We start from the raw sequence: 15,751 nt of genomic DNA on the forward strand, positions 1-15,751 counted from the left end.
AATAATCTTCGGACTCAAAGAGTAATCCTCTGACTATATCTCCTGTTTAACGAAAAAGGTTGCAGAATAACGTGACTGATCTTGAAATCTACCGAAAAAGACTGGAAAGGATTGAAGAATTGCTCTTAGAACTTTCAGAACACTCTGAAAGGGGAGCAGTAATTATTGTTGAAGGAAAAAGGGATATTCTTTCCATGAAGCGGCTTGGCATTGAAGGCAGCTTCGAACTTGCAACCCGGCACTCTCTTTTTAATTTTTCTGAGAGGATAGCGAGGCTTGGCTGTGAGGTCATTATACTGACAGACTGGGATCGGAGAGGTGACCTGCTTGCCGCCAAACTTTCAGAATATTTCGGAAGTTTTGGGGTAAAGCCTGAACTTCAGATCCGAAATAAACTGAAGCTAATAACACAGAAAGAAATCAAAGACATAGAAAGCCTGTACACTTACGTTTCCAAACTCAGGTCAAAAACAGGCTCATCTTTTGATCAGGAATATGAAACAAATGCTAGATTTGACAATTAACAATTAGAACAGGTAATTAGTCTAATTAGATAAAATCAGGAATATGAAACAAATGCTAGATTTGACAATTAACAATTAGAACAGGTAATTAGTCTAATTAGATAAATTGAGGTTTTTTAATCTCTAAAAATAGAGTTCCCTTTTTCCCGGTATGTTTGAGAGAAAAAGGTAGTAAAAGTTAATACTTATTACAGTTTAAAAAAGAGGAAGCCTTATTCCTTATGCATTGGATTGGACGATTCTCCTTTTTCCTGAATCATATCCATACTTTGCGGGTTCTTTTGATGATTGAATGTTCTGTCGAACTCCGGATACTTTTGAAATTTGCCAGCCAGCTCTTCAAACATTTTATGCCTTGGACTGATAATAATTATATGCGCAGGGGGGTGAATCTTCTTCAACCTGCTTATAGCTGCTCCAGCGTGGTTATTCAACTCTACAAGGGCTGCAGAGTTGCATTTTGACTTGAGTGATACGCCCATTACACTTACAAGAAGCTCATCAGCATAGTTAGGTTCTATACATTTAGGAGTAGCTGAAAATTGAATATGTCCGTATCGTTCTAGGTCATGTAATGCTATTTTTACTTTATCCGAGTCGTCTGTCCGGACTAATGCGAATGATTTCATTTTTTACACACCACCAATCTACTGAAGTTATCCCCATTTCGATATGGATCTGCCCCTATAATAAACTTTGTGTATGAAACGGCTTAGTAGACGACCATGATTTATTCCGGGCGAATGCGGCATCCTCATCATATTAATAATGCTAAAAATGACCATTTCCGGGGCCGTAGTATTTTGTCCGCCTTCTTTCTTATGCAGAATATGCTCAAAAATTACAGGGGTATTCCAGAATCTCTTTTTTCAAGATTTAGTATGCATCTCCATGAAATGAAGCCGCATATTCTATAGTTATATGCATCGTATATATATTCGTTTTGAAATAATATTTCCTCCACAAGATAACTTTACTTTAAGCCTTATTTTAATTGCGTTTTTTAAATAATATTTTTTTCTTTTAATAATATAATACTATTTTTTTTAAATCTTGTAAACTAGATTTTTTATTTCCGGTCTCAGCCTGAATGAAGTTTTTATCAGTGTTAACTATTAAATAAACGAGCTCTTCAGCCTTATATATTTTTATATACTTACTAAATATCATTTTGACTTGTATAAAAATACTAATATATATAAATTTAACTGATCCTATTTTATCAAAAAAACAAAAACTACTTCACCAAATGGTATCTTTTATTTAGAACCTTACCATATCATATACCGAAACAGTATACAAAAATATTTATCATAGGACTCTCTGTGTTCTTTTTTCATCTATGTGTATGAAAAAACTCAAATATTCTGTGGACTGAGTCCTTCTTCTTAATATCCCGGTTAGCTAAATATTATGTGAATCTTTGATCCCGTAGCTGGCTAGATAGATCGGATTCGGTTTAAGAACCTGTTATCATTCTATTGGACATCAACTATTGGACATCAGTCTATTGGATGTCTGTCTATTTGATATCAATCTATCCGGTTGAAGTGTTCAAGGTTATTACATAAAGACGGTGAATATATGGCTGAAGATATTGAAACTAAAGTGGTTACGGCAAAAAAAGCTTCAATTGAGCTTTCCAGTGTAAGTGAAGAGATAAAAAACAGGGCACTTGAGGCCATGGCAAAAGCCCTGGACAGGGAAAGAAAAGTTATCCTTGAGGCGAATTTAAAGGACATTGAGTATGCAGCCGGACTAAAAACAGCAGGAAAGCTTACCCAGGCACTTGTGGACAGGCTTAAGGTCACTGACTCAAAGGTTGACGGGATGATCGCAGGAATCAGGGATGTAATAAAGCTCAAGGATCCTGTAGGAGATACCCTTTCCACACTCGAGCTGGATGACGATTTGATCCTCTATCAGATAAGCTGCCCTATAGGTCTGATAGGAGTAATTTTCGAATCCCGGCCAGACGTAGTGCCTCAAGTGATGTCACTCTGTCTGAAGAGCGGGAATGCAACTATTTTTAAAGGCGGGAGTGAAGCAAGGGAGTCAAACCGCATTATTTTTGATATTCTTGTAAGAGCCATAGAATCTACAGAGGGTATGCCGAAAGGCGCCTTCCAGCTAATGGAAACCAGAGAAGAGATCATGAGTCTTTTGAGCCTTGATGCATATGTCGACCTCCTGATCCCAAGAGGCTCCAATGAGTTTGTCAAGTTCATTCAGGATAATACAAAAATCCCGGTACTCGGGCACACGAGCGGGATCTGCCATATCTACGTGGACGAGTTTGCAGACCTGAGCACAGCCTGGAAGGTCTGCTTTGATGCTAAGGTCCAGTACCCTGCAGTATGTAACGCCATTGAAACTCTTCTTGTAAACCGCGGGATTGCAGATGCTTTCCTGCCGAAGATGGCAGAAATGTATCTCGGGGCAGGAGTGGAACTGCGCTGTGACAAGGACAGCTATTCCCGACTTACAGAAAAGGGGCTTTCTCCTCTCTCAAGAGCCGCTGAAGAGGACTGGAGCCTTGAATATAACGACCTTATCCTTTCAATAAAACTCGTAGATACGATAAAGGAGGCAATTGACCACATAAATACCTTCGGCTCCCATCACACGGATGGGATAATTACGGAAAATGCTTCGCGGAGAAAAGAATTCATAGGGCTTGTTGATTCTTCAAGCGTTATGGTTAATGCCTCAACACGTTTTGCAGACGGTTACCGCTATGGAAAAGGCGCCGAGGTAGGGATTAGTACGAATAAGATCCACTCCCGTGGACCTGTTGGCATGGAAGGGCTGCTGATTTACAAGTATATCCTCATGGGTAAAGGCCAGGTTGTTGCAGACTATGCAGGAGAAAACGCAAAACCCTATACCCACAGGAAGCTTGACCTTAAGTTCGAGGATGTAAATTAATACATCCTTGAATATTTATGATATGTTTATATATTTGAATTGAAATACCACGCAGGTTAAGTGCAAAAACCGGAAATCCTGGATGCGGCTGAGATCAACTGCAGTCGCCTTCCAAATAACATTAAGAGGCACTTCCATTGATAGATAGAGAACAATTCTTCCGTGATGTTAATAAAATCGTTATTAAAATTGGAACTTCTTCGATCACCAGAAAGGGCTGCGACCACACAAAGGAAAACTGCAACATTGACCCGGCCTTCATGGAAAGCATAGCTGCTCAGGTATCTGAGCTTCGGAAACAGGGAAAAGAAGTAATCCTTGTAAGTTCGGGAGCAATAGGTGTCGGACTTAACGAGCTGGGCATAGCCCCTAAACCTCGTGAAATCCCTATAAGGCAGGCAGCTGCAGCTGTTGGGCAGAGCATACTGATGCAGGACTGGAGCAGGGCTTTTTCCAGATACGGGATGAAAGTAGCTCAGATGCTTCTCACCTATGAATTCTACTCCGATAGAATAACCTATCTTAACCTGAGAAACAGCATCTCGACCCTTCTGGAATATGGTGTCGTCCCGATAATAAACGAAAATGACTGTACCTGTACAAACGAGATTGAAGCAATCTTCGGGGACAATGACAAACTCTCTGCAATGGTTGCAAGCAAAATTGATGCTGACCTACTGATCATCCTTTCGGATATTGACGGTCTCTTTGACAGGAACCCAAAAACGCATAGTGATGCAAAACTTCTGACTCTTATAAAAAAGATCACACCTGAAATCGAAAGTTACGGGGGTGACCCTACAAGTTTCAAGGGCGTAGGAGGGATGCGGACAAAGATAAAAGCTGCAAAGATCTGCAGCATGGCAGGCTGCTATGTCGTGATTGCAAATAGTGATGTAGGGGATGTTATTCTGAAGATTGTCTCCGGAGAAGAAATAGGAACTCTTTTTCTCGCTGAGAGGCATATTCAGAAAAACCGTGCTCGCTGGATTATTCTTGCCCGGGCTTCCGGTATTGTCCGCGTGGACTCAGGGGCAAAAGCTGCGGTTCTCAGGAAAAACAGTCTGCTCCCGGCAGGCGTTGTGGACGTTGAAGGGACATTTGATAGAGGGGATGTTGTAAAACTCGAATGTGAAGGCAAAATCTTTGCAAAAGGGATAACAGACTATACCTCTGAAGAACTAATCAAAATAAAAGGAACTCATACAGACCAGATTGAAAGCATTCTGGGCTATAATAATTATAACAACGTTATAAAAAAAGAAAACATTGGCATATTGGAAGAGTTAAACTGAACCTATCGGACTCAAGAAGAGTTCCCGGATTGCCTCTGTCGCTTCGATTCCAAAATAATTCATTATTTAACAAGAAATTAGTAATGAATGAATTCAAAAATGAAGTTTTGTGAATATATTTCAGAATCACAGTATTAATTCTGGAATCAAGCATCAGTCCTGGAAACAAGTATCAGTCCTGAAAACAAGTATCAGTCCTGAAAACAAGTATCAGTCCTGAAAACAAGTATGCCGATTTTGAGAGTTTGAACGGTAATATCGGGTTCTCTGGAGCTTCGACAGGTAACGCATGCAGATGCGTTTGAAATTAACCTCCGCAAATGGGTTTCTGAAGCATTCTCTTTCAAACTTATAGTTTATTTACAGTTACTTTTCTGGAAATAAGGAGATTTTACATATGACAGATAGAAAAATAGGATTCATCGGGGCAGGAAAAATGGGTTCTGCTCTCATGCAGGGCATCATTAAAGCCGGAATTGTAAAACCCGAAAATATAGGTGCAAGCGATGTATACGAGCCTTTTTTAAAAGAGCTACAGGCAAAGCTGGGAATCCGGATATCGACCGATAATGCTGTTATTGTCCGGGAATCGGATATTCTTATTCTTGCGGTAAAACCCCAGACCCTTGGCTCGGTGCTTTCAAATCTGAAAAATGAAATAACCTCAGAAAAACTCTTGATATCAATTGCTGCAGGAGTACCTCTTTCCACTTACGAGGATGCTCTTCTCGAAGGCACGAGGGTTGTGCGCGTTATGCCAAATATAGCAGCCACAGTCTCAGAGGCGGCCTCGGGAATTTCCCCTGGAAAGAACGCAACTCCCGAAGACCAGAAAGCTGCCCTTGAGATTTTTTCTGCGGTTGGCACAGCAGTCCAGGTGCCGGAATCTCTGATGGACGCCGTTACAGGGCTTTCGGGAAGCGGTCCTGCTTTCATTTTTCCGGTCATAGAGGCTATGGCTGACGGGGCGGTTCTTGAGGGGATGGACAGGAAAAGTGCCCTTACCCTTGCAGCTCAGACTGTACTGGGAGCCGCAAAAATGGCACTTGAAACAGGCATGCACCCCGGAGAACTCAAAGATATGGTTACATCTCCCGCCGGAACTACTATTCAGGGGATTCACGCCCTCGAAGAAGCCGGAATAAGAGCTGCCTTTATGAATGCTGTCATAAAAGCAAGTGAACGCTCCAAGGAACTTGGGAAGAAATAAAATCAGCTTCTTTCCTTCTCTTAATTTTCACTCATTCTATTTCTTTTTTCATTTATTCTGCTTCTTTTTTTCATTCATTCTGCTTCTTTTTTATAAGTTTTCAAAGCGTAAATTTCTTAAGATAAAATTGGGTTTTCGAGACAAATTTTTCTTTTTTCTGCTTTCTGGCATTCTTTCTGCTATTTTTCTCTAATTTTTTTCAAATAGTTAATGATCAATTATTATAGATACAGATAAATTTTATATATCAGTGGTTTCAATATTACTTTCTACCTGACAATTAAGCTAAGCATGCATAACTGAGGTTAATGGGGGTTATACTTCATATTGCATGCCTGGGTTTCAGTTCTGAAGATACTCTTATCTCAGTGTATCAATATTCAGGTTCCTGGAGTTATGAATTTTCCATTCATAGCTACATGCGTCAGTGAACTTGGAATCATGATAACTGTAAAACTGAGACGAGAACGAGCTGAACATAAATTGCGATGAATTATGGCGAAATGGAGTCCTGGACCTTCTCCTTTCGCCATGGGGGATCTCTTATGGGGGTAAGAGGTTCCTCTTCAAATTCTTTTACATAAGGCGGGAATACCCTCTTTCTCGACTCTGAAAGAGGCAGGTGGGAATAGCCTACTGAATATAGCCCGAAAACCTGCTCTCTGCGAGGCTCCTATATGAAAGATAAAACCCCTATCTAAAATAAAACCCCTATCTAAAAAATAAAATAACGTTTTTTACTGTTTTTAAGTTATTTTTTGCTATCTTTTTTCAGGCAGATAAACCAATCAAGGCAGCACCTGCCTTCTTCTTCCTTCCCAAGCCTTTCTTTCACTCCTTCCATTGTATTCGGAGCCGGAATGATTACGTCATCTCCTGGCTGCCAGTTAGCCGGGGTTGCGACTTTTTCAGCCGCATTTTTCTGCAGAGCAATCACAATTCTCTTGATCTCCTGCATATTCCTTCCGGTTGACTGCGGATAGTAGAGTATTGTCCTGACTTTTGCCTCAGGATCAATAATAAATACGGCTCTTACAGCCTGCGTGGTCGAGGCTTTTGGCTGGATCATGCCGTATTTCTTCGCGACATCCATCTTCAGGTCTTCTATCACCGGGAATTTGATCTCGAGATTTTTCATCCCTTTATATTCGATTTTCTCTTCTATTCGCTTCAGCCAGGCAATATGGGAAAAGACGCTGTCTATGGAGAGACCTATAAGTTCAGTGTTCATTTCCCTGAACTCGTCCTGCATACTGGCAAAGGTCATAAATTCTGTAGTGCATACGGGAGTAAAGTCTGCAGGATGGCTGAATAGAATAACCCATTTCCCTTTATAATCATCCGGGAAATTGATTGTTCCCTGTGTTGTCACTGCAGTAAACGAAGGGGCATCCTCTCCAATGAGAGGCATGTGTATCTGCTCGGATGTTGCTTCTATTATGTTCTCACCTCATACTTTAGGTTGCAATCTTTTTACGTTATCAAAAGCGCAATTTCAGGCTACCGGTACTTAATCCTGAAAAGTACTATCTATTCCCTTAATCGTCCCCATAAACTACCTAACTATTATTTCCCGTTGTTATATATCTCTTACCAATAACGGGAAAAAGCCCCCTTTTCTGGAAATACTGCTTTTATAATCTCTTTTTATAATATTTCCACTTATCTTCTGAATATGTCTCATGCTCTTTTTTGTCTGGAAAGCAATTTATGCAAGCAACTCCTTTTTGTATGGGGGTTAAATGAGAGAGTTTTCTCGGCCGAAGGTTGTCGTTAGCAGGTGCCTTGAGTTCGATCACTGCCGATATAACGGAGATATGATTAGCAGTCATGTTGTGGCAAAACTTAAGAAGTACGTTGATTTCCTGCCTGTCTGTGCAGAAGTAGAAATAGGGCTTGGAGTCCCAAGAAATCCGGTGAGGATAATCCTTGACAGAGGAGAAAACAGACTTGTTCAGCCCTCGAGCGGGAAGGATGTCACTGAGAAAATGAAAACTTTCTGTACCTGTTTCCTTGACTCTATAGAAGATGTGGACGGTTTCATAATGAAGTTCAGGTCTCCCTCCTGCGGGCTCAAGGATGTGAAGGTTTACCCGTCTGTTGAGGGAAAAGGGGCAGTTGGAAAAACGTCGGGATATTTTGGGGGTGCGGTTCTGGAAAGGTACTCTTTCCTTGCTATTGAGGACGAAGGTAGGCTCCGCAATGCCCGGATAAAAGAACATTTTCTCACAAAACTCTTTACACTGGCAGCTTTTCGGAAGGTAAAGTCCGAAGGTAATATGAAAGATCTGATAAGTTTCCACACGGAGAACAAACTGCTTCTCATGGCTTATAATCAGGCAGAACTCCGTAAATTAGGCGAGATTGCTGCAAACAGAGAGGGCAAGCCTTTCAAAGAGCTGGCTTCCGACTATGAGAAACATCTGTACAGTGCTCTCTCCAGTGCTCCAAGATACACCTCCATCATCAATGTGTTAATGCATGCATTCGGGCATTTTTCGGATAAACTTTCGAGCGGTGAGAAAACCCTATTTTTGGACTGGGTTGAGAAGTACAGGGAAGGAAGGGCTTCTCTCTGTCCTGCAATAAACACAATCAGGTCATGGATCATACGTTTTGAGAATAGCTACCTTATGCATCAGACCTTTTTCGAACCATATCCTGAAGATCTGATGGAAGTGGATCCGATAGAGTCCCACTTAAGAGAAGATCTCTGGAAATAGGACTTTATTAAGGTATTTGTGGGTGGGCGCTAAGTATGAAAGCTAGAATTAAACTGATTTTTCTTTTCTTACTCGTTTATCTGGCCGGGGTTCTTTTCTTCTGGCCTTTTTCTGAGGTCTCCGGGGATTCTGGCAACGAAGGAATTCAGAAGAGCCTGCTGGAAGCAGAAAATGAAAATATTGAGATTTCTGATAGTCTGGTCACGGAAGAGTCAATAGCACCAGGGGAATCTTCCAGAACCTACTCATGGAACTATGAAGGCTACCGATGGCATCTTACTTTACTGCTTGACGATAAGCTCTATGATGCTTACAAGTCAAGGACGCGCAAAAGGGATTATGACCTTTTTGCCTCTGATCCGTATGATGACTGGTTGATTAAAAGTATTGCAGATACTCTCTTTTCCCTTTCAAAGGAGTACGGACTTGAAGAAAACAAGGTGCCGGGTCTTTGTGTTTCTTTTATCCAGTCACTGAACTACACATCAGACTTTGCAAGTTCCGGATATGACCAGTACCCTCGTTTTCCTTATGAGACCCTTTATGATAATGGGGGGGACTGTGAGGATACCTCCATCCTTTCCGTAGCAATCCTGCAGGAGATGGGATACGATGTCGTCCTCCTCGAACTCCCGGAGCATATGGCTCTCGGAATAAGATGTGACTCCAAACAGGAGGGCAGGGGTTTCGAATATAAAAACAATCGTTACTACTATCTGGAAACTACGGGGAGCAACTGGCAGATAGGAGAGATGCCTGTAGAGTACAAGGACGATCCAGTTCAGGTCATCCCTGTGTACAGAAGACCCCTTGTAAATCTTGATTTCAAAGCCCAGTGCGAGTACTCGCAAAAAGAAGGGGTCGTGGATGTTAATGTCACTTTGAGAAACGTAGGTTCCGAAATAGCTGAAAATACCACCGTTTATGTTGCCCTTCAGGCTGATGACGAGAATAGGGTATGGGATCAGATAGAAAGTGATCCTGTTAAAGTCGAACCGGAAGGAGCTTATCAATTTGCTGCAAAAGGGCTCAGAGTGCCTGGGGGAGAGACTTTCAGGGTATACGTGCGGGCTATCGGTGAAAACCTGTTCTCTGAAGAGATAATGAGTGAGTGGGTAAGTATCTGATAGAACGTTGATAGAAAGTCTTTCTTGATTCACAGGTTAAGTTTAAAGCCTGAAATCTCGATGACTTCGACAAACTCAGCAAACTGGTGAGTTACTTATAAATCGTATATAATCAATCCATTATATGGGGAAAATCATATAAAATCCGGTATAATTAAACGGAACCCGGTAAATTAGACGGTCGGATATCTTTCAGGTAACCCCGGGTGTTTTCCTGGAGTGGAGGTAGTTATAATGAAGAAACTGTACAGGTCAAAGAGAAGCAGGATTATTGCCGGTGTATGTGGGGGCATAGGCGAATACCTTGGTGTAGACCCTACGCTTATAAGGCTTTTATGGGTCCTCCTTTCTCTGCAAGGGATTGGAATAGTTGGCTATGTTATAGCCTGGATCATAATTCCCGAAGAGCCTTAAAATCCAGGAGCTTTCAGGTTACTGAAATGACTCTACCTTTCTAAACAAACCTGCAGTATTACTTCTGCAATACTTTTTTTGCAAGTTAAAATCCCGGAAAAGATTTCGGGAATTTTTCTATTTTTCTGTTTACCGGTAGCTTCCAGTTTACTGATGGCTGACTGCCTGGATTCTAATTCCCGAAACTTGAGGATTTTTACTGGTTGAAAAGCTGGTCCACAAACCATTCGGGATCGAATTTTTTAAGGTCTTCGTAGCCCTGGCCTATCCCGAAAAAGAGAATCGGTTTGCCTGTAATGTAGGCAATTGATATGGCAGCTCCTCCTTTGGCATCGGCGTCGATTTTTGTAAGGATGGACCCGTCAATCGGGACAGCATCATTAAACTGAGAAGCTCTTTCTACTGCATCGTTTCCAGCTACGGCTTCATCCACGAAGATAATAAGGTCCGGAGAACTAACCCTGCAGATTTTCTCCATCTGGGCCATAAGGTTCATGTTTGTGTGCATGCGGCCTGCCGTATCAGAGAGCACAAAATCTATTTTATGTGCTTTTGCATACTGGACAGCATCATAAATAACAGCTGCGGGGTCGGCTCCGGCCTGATGCTTGATCATCTTTACCCCAAGTCTGCTTGCATGAATCCCCAGCTGGTCAATAGCGCCTGCCCTGAACGTGTCTCCTGCAGCAAGAATTACGGAATAACCAGATTTAAGCAGTCTATGCGTCATCTTTGAAATGGATGTTGTTTTTCCGGTTCCGTTAATCCCTACAAAGACTATATGAACCGGTTTTTGCCGGTTCCTTACATAATCATCAAAATCAAAGGTATTAGCAGATACAATATCAAGGATTGCTTTCTTCAGAGCTGCCTCAACTATCTCTCCGGTATTACTTCCAATCCTTTTTGTAGTACCTGTAAGCTGGTCTTTCACGGACTCGACAACAGCCTCGGAAACCGACAGGGCAAGATCACTTTCCAGAAGGCCCATTTCGAGTTCCCAGAGGGGCTCTTCCAGGTCTTTAGCATCCAGATATACTTCCCTGTTAAACACGAGAGCTTTAGCTTTCTGAGCAAACCCTACTTTCGGGATGACCTTTTTGAAAAAAGACTTTTTCTCTTCGGGAGATTTTTCCTCTTCTACTTTTTTCTCTTCAGCCTTTTTTCTGCTTTCAACTTTTTTCCTGTATTCAACTTTCTTCACATCCTCTACTGAAACACGGGCGATTTCCTGAGAAACAGTTGTTCCAGTTTCGGCTCCGGGGCTTTCTTCTTTCAGGGCAGCCTCGATGGTTTCCTCTTCAATTATCGGTTCAATTTCCTCTTCAAGGCTTTCTTCGCTTTCAGGCACCTGCTCAACAATTACTGGTTCGACTTCTACTGCCTTTTCATCGATCGTTTTGCTGAGTGCCTTCTTAAAACTCCCAAGTTTCTCTTTAAATTTGTTGAACACAGGATCCATCCCGAAAAGATTCCGTAAAAAATAGGTAATTGAGGTTTAATGTAGTAATTGAAATCAGTAAGCAATTATCAGTTAGGTAATTAGAGTTAATGAAATTAATGAAATTTGAAATTATTCAAGTTAATGATATATTTATTTAAGTTAATGATATATTTATTTAAGTTAATGATATATTTATTTAAGTTAATGATATAWTTATTTAAGTTAATGATATAMTTATTTAAGTTAATGATATACTTATTTAAGTTAATGATATATTTATTTAAGTTAATGATATATTTATTTATTCTTAAATACTCTTCGATTTTTTAATGCGGTTTCTGAGTTCTCGAATCCGTTAACTTTTTCCTGAGCCAGGACTTTTTCAGGCCTGGCCAGGTTGAAGTTTTGCAGCTTCTGCTTCAAGGGCCTGCATACCCTGTGCGAGTCTAGTCAGTGAAGCATTCATCTGTTCAAAGATTTTCGTAAGCTGCTCTTTGCGGCGGTTCAGAGTTTCGATAGCTTCCTCTGCAGTTTCCTCTGCACTGAAGCCTGCACCGAGATTAACAATCACTCGGTCTGCGTTCTTGACTTCAGCATAAACATAAGAACCAAAACCTACCGGAACCATCGTTTCCGCAGTTTTGCCTGCTTCCGAAGCTGCTTTCAACTCATTTATTGTTACAATGGTCTGATCGCAGCTGGAAATGGAAGCCTGTACCATGCTCATCTCCTGCCTGAGCGCTTCAGCCTGCCTCTGGAACTCCTGATGCCTGGCTGCCAGATTCCTGATCTCTTCACTGACTTCTGCCATATCCTTCACTCCTCAGCTATTATGCTTTCGATCTGGACCTGGCCTCTTTTAACGCGGTGCTTGCTTCCGAAGATCGAGTATGTCTTATCGGTTGCATTCTTTTCGTTCTGGCTTTCGATCTTCTTTGTGAAGTTTTCCCAGGTATTTCCTGCTTTAAATTTGCCTTTAACAATAAAACTCTTCATCATTACCACTCTCTTGCTGTAACTTTGTTCTGGAACAGATGGATGATATGAGCTCATTCCAGGAACCCAAGGGCGTCTTCGATTCTCCCGAGTTCCGGCCCTGTTGTTTCAGAGCCTGCTACAAAGCTCTTTGAGTTCGCGAGCAGGCCTGAACCAAGCATCTGGGTTCCGAAGTTAGTAGTTCCTATGTTTACCGGAAGTCCGAAGATCTTTTCCAGAGTTTCTCTTTCCGAAGCTGTGACTTTAGGGTGCACCAGAAGTCCTTTATTTGTAACGACTCCTGCCATCCCTACATTCTTAATCCCGGCAATTGTTCCCCTGTAAACGTCCACCTTAAGGGTCTTGGCAATGGCTTCCAGAGCCATATCTGACAGTTCGGGGTGAACAAGGGCGGCGGAATCGTTTGCAAGCACAATGTTTCCTACTGCATTCAGTCTGTCCGGAAGAGTTCCCGCAGGAACGCCGGTGAGCTTCTGCATCTCTTCGGCATCGGATCCGTATGGAAGCAGAAAACCGTTTGAGTTGCCTCTGGAAAGGGCTCCCACTACAAGGCTTCCATTTATAAGAGTCTCGACGACCCTTACGCCCAGCGCTTCTTCGAGTATAGCGCAGACCTCCGGTTTTGTCAGAGGGGGAACGAGGACAACATCCTCGGTGCAGGTTGCAAAAACCCCGATTATCGGGGTATCGTAGATATCCACTGTTCGAATCATATTCTTTGACTTTTCGCTTTATCTGGTGTATTTACTGAGCAAGTTCTGCCTGTACTTCACCATCTGCGAATTTCACAGCCCGTACCCGGATTGAGAGAGGCGGCTTTTCACAGCCTTTTTCCCAGAGACGTTCATTGATGGATTTGTCCAGCTTAACCTGCGTCAATTCGGTTTTCATGTGCCTTACGAGAAAACCCCTTATTTCAATAACTGCCCTGTTGGCTCTTTTCCATGAAGGGACCTTTCTTGTCTCTCTGAGGGGAATAGTATAGATCTGTTCTTTAACCATGTCGTCTGCCATTTTTTCCCACCATCCTCGCTTATTTTACATCCAGACTTCTTCTTCTCCAGTGCCTGCGCCTGGGATGACTCACTACCTTCCGGTTAGTTTTCACAATAACCCACACCGGGACTCGCGTATTCTGTTTGTGCGCCTTTGCAAGACGCTTCTTCTGTCCTTTCATGTTATGACTCAAGTGGACCACACCTGTTGACTTAAGTAATTTGATTCTATTAATTAGTTATATCCGGTAAATTAGCTGATCGTGATTTCAACCCTTATGTAATTGCGGCTCTGTCATGCCGGAATGAATCGGCAGGCCTGTAAACCATATACTATAAATTCTATGATAGTCTGTGGTTAATCTGCAGCAGTATAGGGGTTGAATATAACTCGATTATTGTATAAATCTTTATTCCAGACTTTTCCCTTTCAGGGAGGCTTTCAGTTTTCAAACGTATCTGCTTCTTTTTTCAGGGAAATTTCTTCCTTGAAAGCACATGGGACTGGAAATGAACAGGAAACAGTTCCCTGATTTTCTCCTCTCCCTGTCTTTGCCGGATTAACTCCCTTAGTTCTGTTTCATAATCCGCTTTCTGGGTACTCTCACTCGGACCCTGTTCAACATTCAGGTAACATCCGACAAGAGAATCCACAACTTTTTTGCCGTATCCTTTAAGGGGGCAGAAATACTGAACTCCCAGTCGGTCTTCAATGCTTCTTACCTGTGAGATCGAAAGCACCGGAACCCTGTCATCTCGCCTTGTTCCGTCGGCAATCAGTTTAACTGCCGGATCCAGAGCAAGAGATTCGACAGCTCTTTCGTGGATATAATTGATGGCGCTTTTCGGAAACCCTTCTTTCAGTACCATCTCGTATGCCTTCTCCAGGATTTCTTGCTCAAGAGAAAGGACCCTGTGTGGAAAATGTAACTCCTTAGCAGTTTTTGCTGCGATTTCTCCTGTAGGGAGCAATCCGAAGTTACAGGTTACGAGTTCGACCTCAAAAAACGGCTCCAGCAAAAGGGCAGAGAGTGAACTGTCCTTACCTCCACTAAAGAGGACCGAGACTTTCATTGTGCTTAAACCCGGGTTATGGACGTCTTGCGTTTCTTTGGTTGCATCCGCATCAGGAGCGTTTTCAGCTGCTCGTCATCGATTTGAGACTGGAGCCTTCCACTCTGGGCAAGCGAGATCAGCTGCATCTCAAGCTGTTCCCCAAGGGCCGGCCTTGACATCTTCAGAGTTGTCAGGCGTTCCCTTGCTTCGGGAGTGAGAATTTGCCTCAGTATAGCCTGCTTCTGAGCTTCCATTTCAGCTCTTGCCTGCTCTTGCTGGTACGCCGCCTGCATATCAGACGGCTGTTGCTGTGCCTGCTGCCTCTGGACTTCTGCAAGTCGTCTTTTTCGGATTTCTTCGAGTTCATCATCCATATTAGCCATGGCAATCACCGAAAAAACCGGTTTTCTGGAATATGATTAATAATATATGAAAGGGAATCCGAATTTCTCAGACACCTTTCTGAAGGATTTTCTCTTTCAGTACTTTGCAAGTTCAGGAATCTTTTCTAACAGTTCCTGCTTAAGTTCGTGTGCTGCGTTATCCATCATGGAACGCCCTTTTGCCGATACTGCCCTTCCATTCTTTACCTTCTGCAGGAAGCCTGCAGCCTCAAGCTGCTGTACTGTCTTTCTGGCAATAGAACCGCTGCCCTTTGCCTTGCTGGAGGGCTGGACACCTTTGTCCTTCTTTCCTCCATATACGGATCGGAGTCTCTCGATTCCGATTGGTCCGTCGGTATAGATCTTTCTCAGGACTGCTGCGCACCTGATGTACCACCAGTCTTCATTGGTCGGGGGAAGTTCTTTGTGAACTCCGGTTTTCACGTTCCCTGCCCATTCAGGGGGAACGATCTTTTCATTTTCTTTAAGAATACCTGCAAGCTTTTCGATCATTTCCATTGCAGGGACATCGAATACTGTTGTCATGCTCTCCTCCTTATGCAAATTACGTTAGTTTTGCAGATTCGGGAGATAGCGCCGATTCTTCCCCCGAATCTGTCAGGAATGTAACTCTTGTTCTCGAAAAGAGGTAACTC

The 15,751-nt window shown here is 42.5% G+C and carries 18 protein-coding genes; 7 read left to right on the plus strand and 11 right to left on the minus strand.

The window, feature by feature from the left end:
• The first annotated feature begins 71 nt into the window (after positions 1-71).
• Positions 72-524: a toprim domain-containing protein gene (locus FXV91_RS02265; protein WP_229387930.1), complete on the plus strand. Its 453-nt coding sequence runs from the start codon at positions 72-74 to the stop codon at positions 522-524.
• Between the two features lie 212 nt (positions 525-736).
• On the opposite strand, the gene FXV91_RS02270 is transcribed toward FXV91_RS02265, so the two are convergent.
• Positions 737-1,153, minus strand: coding sequence for a DUF356 domain-containing protein (locus tag FXV91_RS02270; RefSeq protein ID WP_229387932.1), 417 nt, complete (start codon positions 1,151-1,153; stop codon positions 737-739).
• A 955-nt stretch (positions 1,154-2,108) separates the two neighbouring features.
• Between FXV91_RS02270 and FXV91_RS02275 the strand changes: the two genes are divergently transcribed.
• From FXV91_RS02275 to proC, 3 genes are all read left to right on the plus strand, one after another.
• Positions 2,109-3,452: a glutamate-5-semialdehyde dehydrogenase gene (locus tag FXV91_RS02275; protein ID WP_229387934.1), complete on the plus strand. Its 1,344-nt coding sequence runs from the start codon at positions 2,109-2,111 to the stop codon at positions 3,450-3,452.
• Positions 3,453-3,589: 137 nt separating this feature from the next.
• Positions 3,590-4,747: a glutamate 5-kinase gene (gene proB / locus FXV91_RS02280; protein ID WP_229387936.1), complete on the plus strand. Its 1,158-nt coding sequence runs from the start codon at positions 3,590-3,592 to the stop codon at positions 4,745-4,747.
• A 397-nt stretch (positions 4,748-5,144) separates the two neighbouring features.
• On the plus strand, positions 5,145-5,957 hold the full coding sequence (gene proC, locus FXV91_RS02285; protein WP_229387938.1) for a pyrroline-5-carboxylate reductase: 813 nt from the start codon (positions 5,145-5,147) through the stop codon (positions 5,955-5,957).
• 751 nt (positions 5,958-6,708) lie between these two features.
• Here proC and FXV91_RS02290 read toward each other — a convergent pair.
• The gene (locus FXV91_RS02290; protein ID WP_322225304.1) at positions 6,709-7,374 is read right to left on the minus strand and encodes a peroxiredoxin; all 666 of its coding nucleotides are present in this window, start codon (positions 7,372-7,374) and stop codon (positions 6,709-6,711) included.
• 325 nt (positions 7,375-7,699) lie between these two features.
• Here FXV91_RS02290 and FXV91_RS02295 point away from each other — a divergent pair, with 325 nt between their 5' ends.
• The 3 genes from FXV91_RS02295 to FXV91_RS02305 all read left to right on the plus strand — a co-directional run bounded on the left by FXV91_RS02295 (position 7,700) and on the right by FXV91_RS02305 (position 10,221).
• Positions 7,700-8,680 carry a DUF523 and DUF1722 domain-containing protein gene (locus tag FXV91_RS02295; RefSeq protein ID WP_229387942.1) on the plus strand — a complete coding sequence of 327 codons (981 nt, stop codon included), beginning with the start codon at positions 7,700-7,702 and terminating at the stop codon, positions 8,678-8,680.
• A 35-nt stretch (positions 8,681-8,715) separates the two neighbouring features.
• On the plus strand, positions 8,716-9,807 hold the full coding sequence (locus tag FXV91_RS02300) for a hypothetical protein (protein ID WP_229387944.1): 1,092 nt from the start codon (positions 8,716-8,718) through the stop codon (positions 9,805-9,807).
• Positions 9,808-10,041: 234 nt separating this feature from the next.
• Positions 10,042-10,221, plus strand: coding sequence for a PspC domain-containing protein (locus tag FXV91_RS02305; RefSeq protein WP_229387946.1), 180 nt, complete (start codon positions 10,042-10,044; stop codon positions 10,219-10,221).
• A 196-nt stretch (positions 10,222-10,417) separates the two neighbouring features.
• On the opposite strand, the gene ftsY is transcribed toward FXV91_RS02305, so the two are convergent.
• The 9 genes from ftsY to FXV91_RS02350 form a co-directional block, all read right to left on the minus strand.
• Entirely contained in the window at positions 10,418-11,674 is a 1,257-nt protein-coding gene (gene ftsY, locus FXV91_RS02310; protein WP_229387948.1) for a signal recognition particle-docking protein FtsY, read from the minus strand.
• A 373-nt stretch (positions 11,675-12,047) separates the two neighbouring features.
• Positions 12,048-12,476, minus strand: a complete 429-nt coding sequence (gene pfdA / locus FXV91_RS02315) for a prefoldin subunit alpha (protein ID WP_229387950.1) — start codon at positions 12,474-12,476, stop codon at positions 12,048-12,050.
• Between the two features lie 5 nt (positions 12,477-12,481).
• A complete protein-coding gene (rpl18a, locus tag FXV91_RS02320; RefSeq protein WP_255679853.1) occupies positions 12,482-12,718 on the minus strand; it encodes a 50S ribosomal protein L18Ae in 237 nt (78 codons plus the stop codon).
• Positions 12,715-13,374 (minus strand): translation initiation factor IF-6, encoded by a 660-nt coding sequence (locus FXV91_RS02325; protein WP_229387952.1) that lies wholly within the window; start codon positions 13,372-13,374, stop codon positions 12,715-12,717. Before FXV91_RS02325 ends, rpl18a begins: the two co-directional genes overlap by 4 nt.
• A 31-nt stretch (positions 13,375-13,405) precedes the next feature.
• Positions 13,406-13,675, minus strand: coding sequence for a 50S ribosomal protein L31e (locus tag FXV91_RS02330; protein WP_229387954.1), 270 nt, complete (start codon positions 13,673-13,675; stop codon positions 13,406-13,408).
• 19 nt (positions 13,676-13,694) lie between these two features.
• Entirely contained in the window at positions 13,695-13,850 is a 156-nt protein-coding gene (locus tag FXV91_RS02335; protein ID WP_011024005.1) for a 50S ribosomal protein L39e, read from the minus strand.
• 277 nt (positions 13,851-14,127) lie between these two features.
• Positions 14,128-14,730: an alpha hydrolase gene (locus tag FXV91_RS02340; RefSeq protein ID WP_229387956.1), complete on the minus strand. Its 603-nt coding sequence runs from the start codon at positions 14,728-14,730 to the stop codon at positions 14,128-14,130.
• 5 nt (positions 14,731-14,735) lie between these two features.
• The gene (locus FXV91_RS02345; protein WP_229387958.1) at positions 14,736-15,104 is read right to left on the minus strand and encodes a DNA-binding protein; all 369 of its coding nucleotides are present in this window, start codon (positions 15,102-15,104) and stop codon (positions 14,736-14,738) included.
• A gap of 87 nt (positions 15,105-15,191) precedes the next feature.
• Entirely contained in the window at positions 15,192-15,641 is a 450-nt protein-coding gene (locus FXV91_RS02350) for a 30S ribosomal protein S19e (RefSeq protein ID WP_229387959.1), read from the minus strand.
• Between the last annotated feature and the right edge of the window lie 110 nt (positions 15,642-15,751).

Origin of the sequence: Methanosarcina sp. DH2 (genome assembly GCF_020804225.1) — an archaeon.
Classification (GTDB): Archaea; Halobacteriota; Methanosarcinia; order Methanosarcinales; family Methanosarcinaceae; genus Methanosarcina.

Bases quoted from the DNA above. Each gene is read 5' to 3' on its own strand.
- FXV91_RS02270 (WP_229387932.1), bottom strand. From the start codon at position 1,153: ATGAAATCATTCGCATTAGTCCGGACAGACGACTCGGATAAAGTAAAA.
- FXV91_RS02340 (WP_229387956.1), bottom strand. From the start codon at position 14,730: ATGAAAGTCTCGGTCCTCTTTAGTGGAGGTAAGGACAGTTCACTCTCT.
- proC (WP_229387938.1), top strand. From the start codon at position 5,145: ATGACAGATAGAAAAATAGGATTCATCGGGGCAGGAAAAATGGGTTCT.
- FXV91_RS02275 (WP_229387934.1), top strand. From the start codon at position 2,109: ATGGCTGAAGATATTGAAACTAAAGTGGTTACGGCAAAAAAAGCTTCA.
- pfdA (WP_229387950.1), bottom strand. From the start codon at position 12,476: ATGGCAGAAGTCAGTGAAGAGATCAGGAATCTGGCAGCCAGGCATCAG.
- FXV91_RS02325 (WP_229387952.1), bottom strand. From the start codon at position 13,374: ATGATTCGAACAGTGGATATCTACGATACCCCGATAATCGGGGTTTTT.
- FXV91_RS02300 (WP_229387944.1), top strand. From the start codon at position 8,716: ATGAAAGCTAGAATTAAACTGATTTTTCTTTTCTTACTCGTTTATCTG.
- FXV91_RS02330 (WP_229387954.1), bottom strand. From the start codon at position 13,675: ATGGCAGACGACATGGTTAAAGAACAGATCTATACTATTCCCCTCAGA.
- FXV91_RS02350 (WP_229387959.1), bottom strand. From the start codon at position 15,641: ATGACAACAGTATTCGATGTCCCTGCAATGGAAATGATCGAAAAGCTT.
- FXV91_RS02305 (WP_229387946.1), top strand. From the start codon at position 10,042: ATGAAGAAACTGTACAGGTCAAAGAGAAGCAGGATTATTGCCGGTGTA.
- rpl18a (WP_255679853.1), bottom strand. From the start codon at position 12,718: ATGAGCTCATATCATCCATCTGTTCCAGAACAAAGTTACAGCAAGAGA.
- FXV91_RS02295 (WP_229387942.1), top strand. From the start codon at position 7,700: ATGAGAGAGTTTTCTCGGCCGAAGGTTGTCGTTAGCAGGTGCCTTGAG.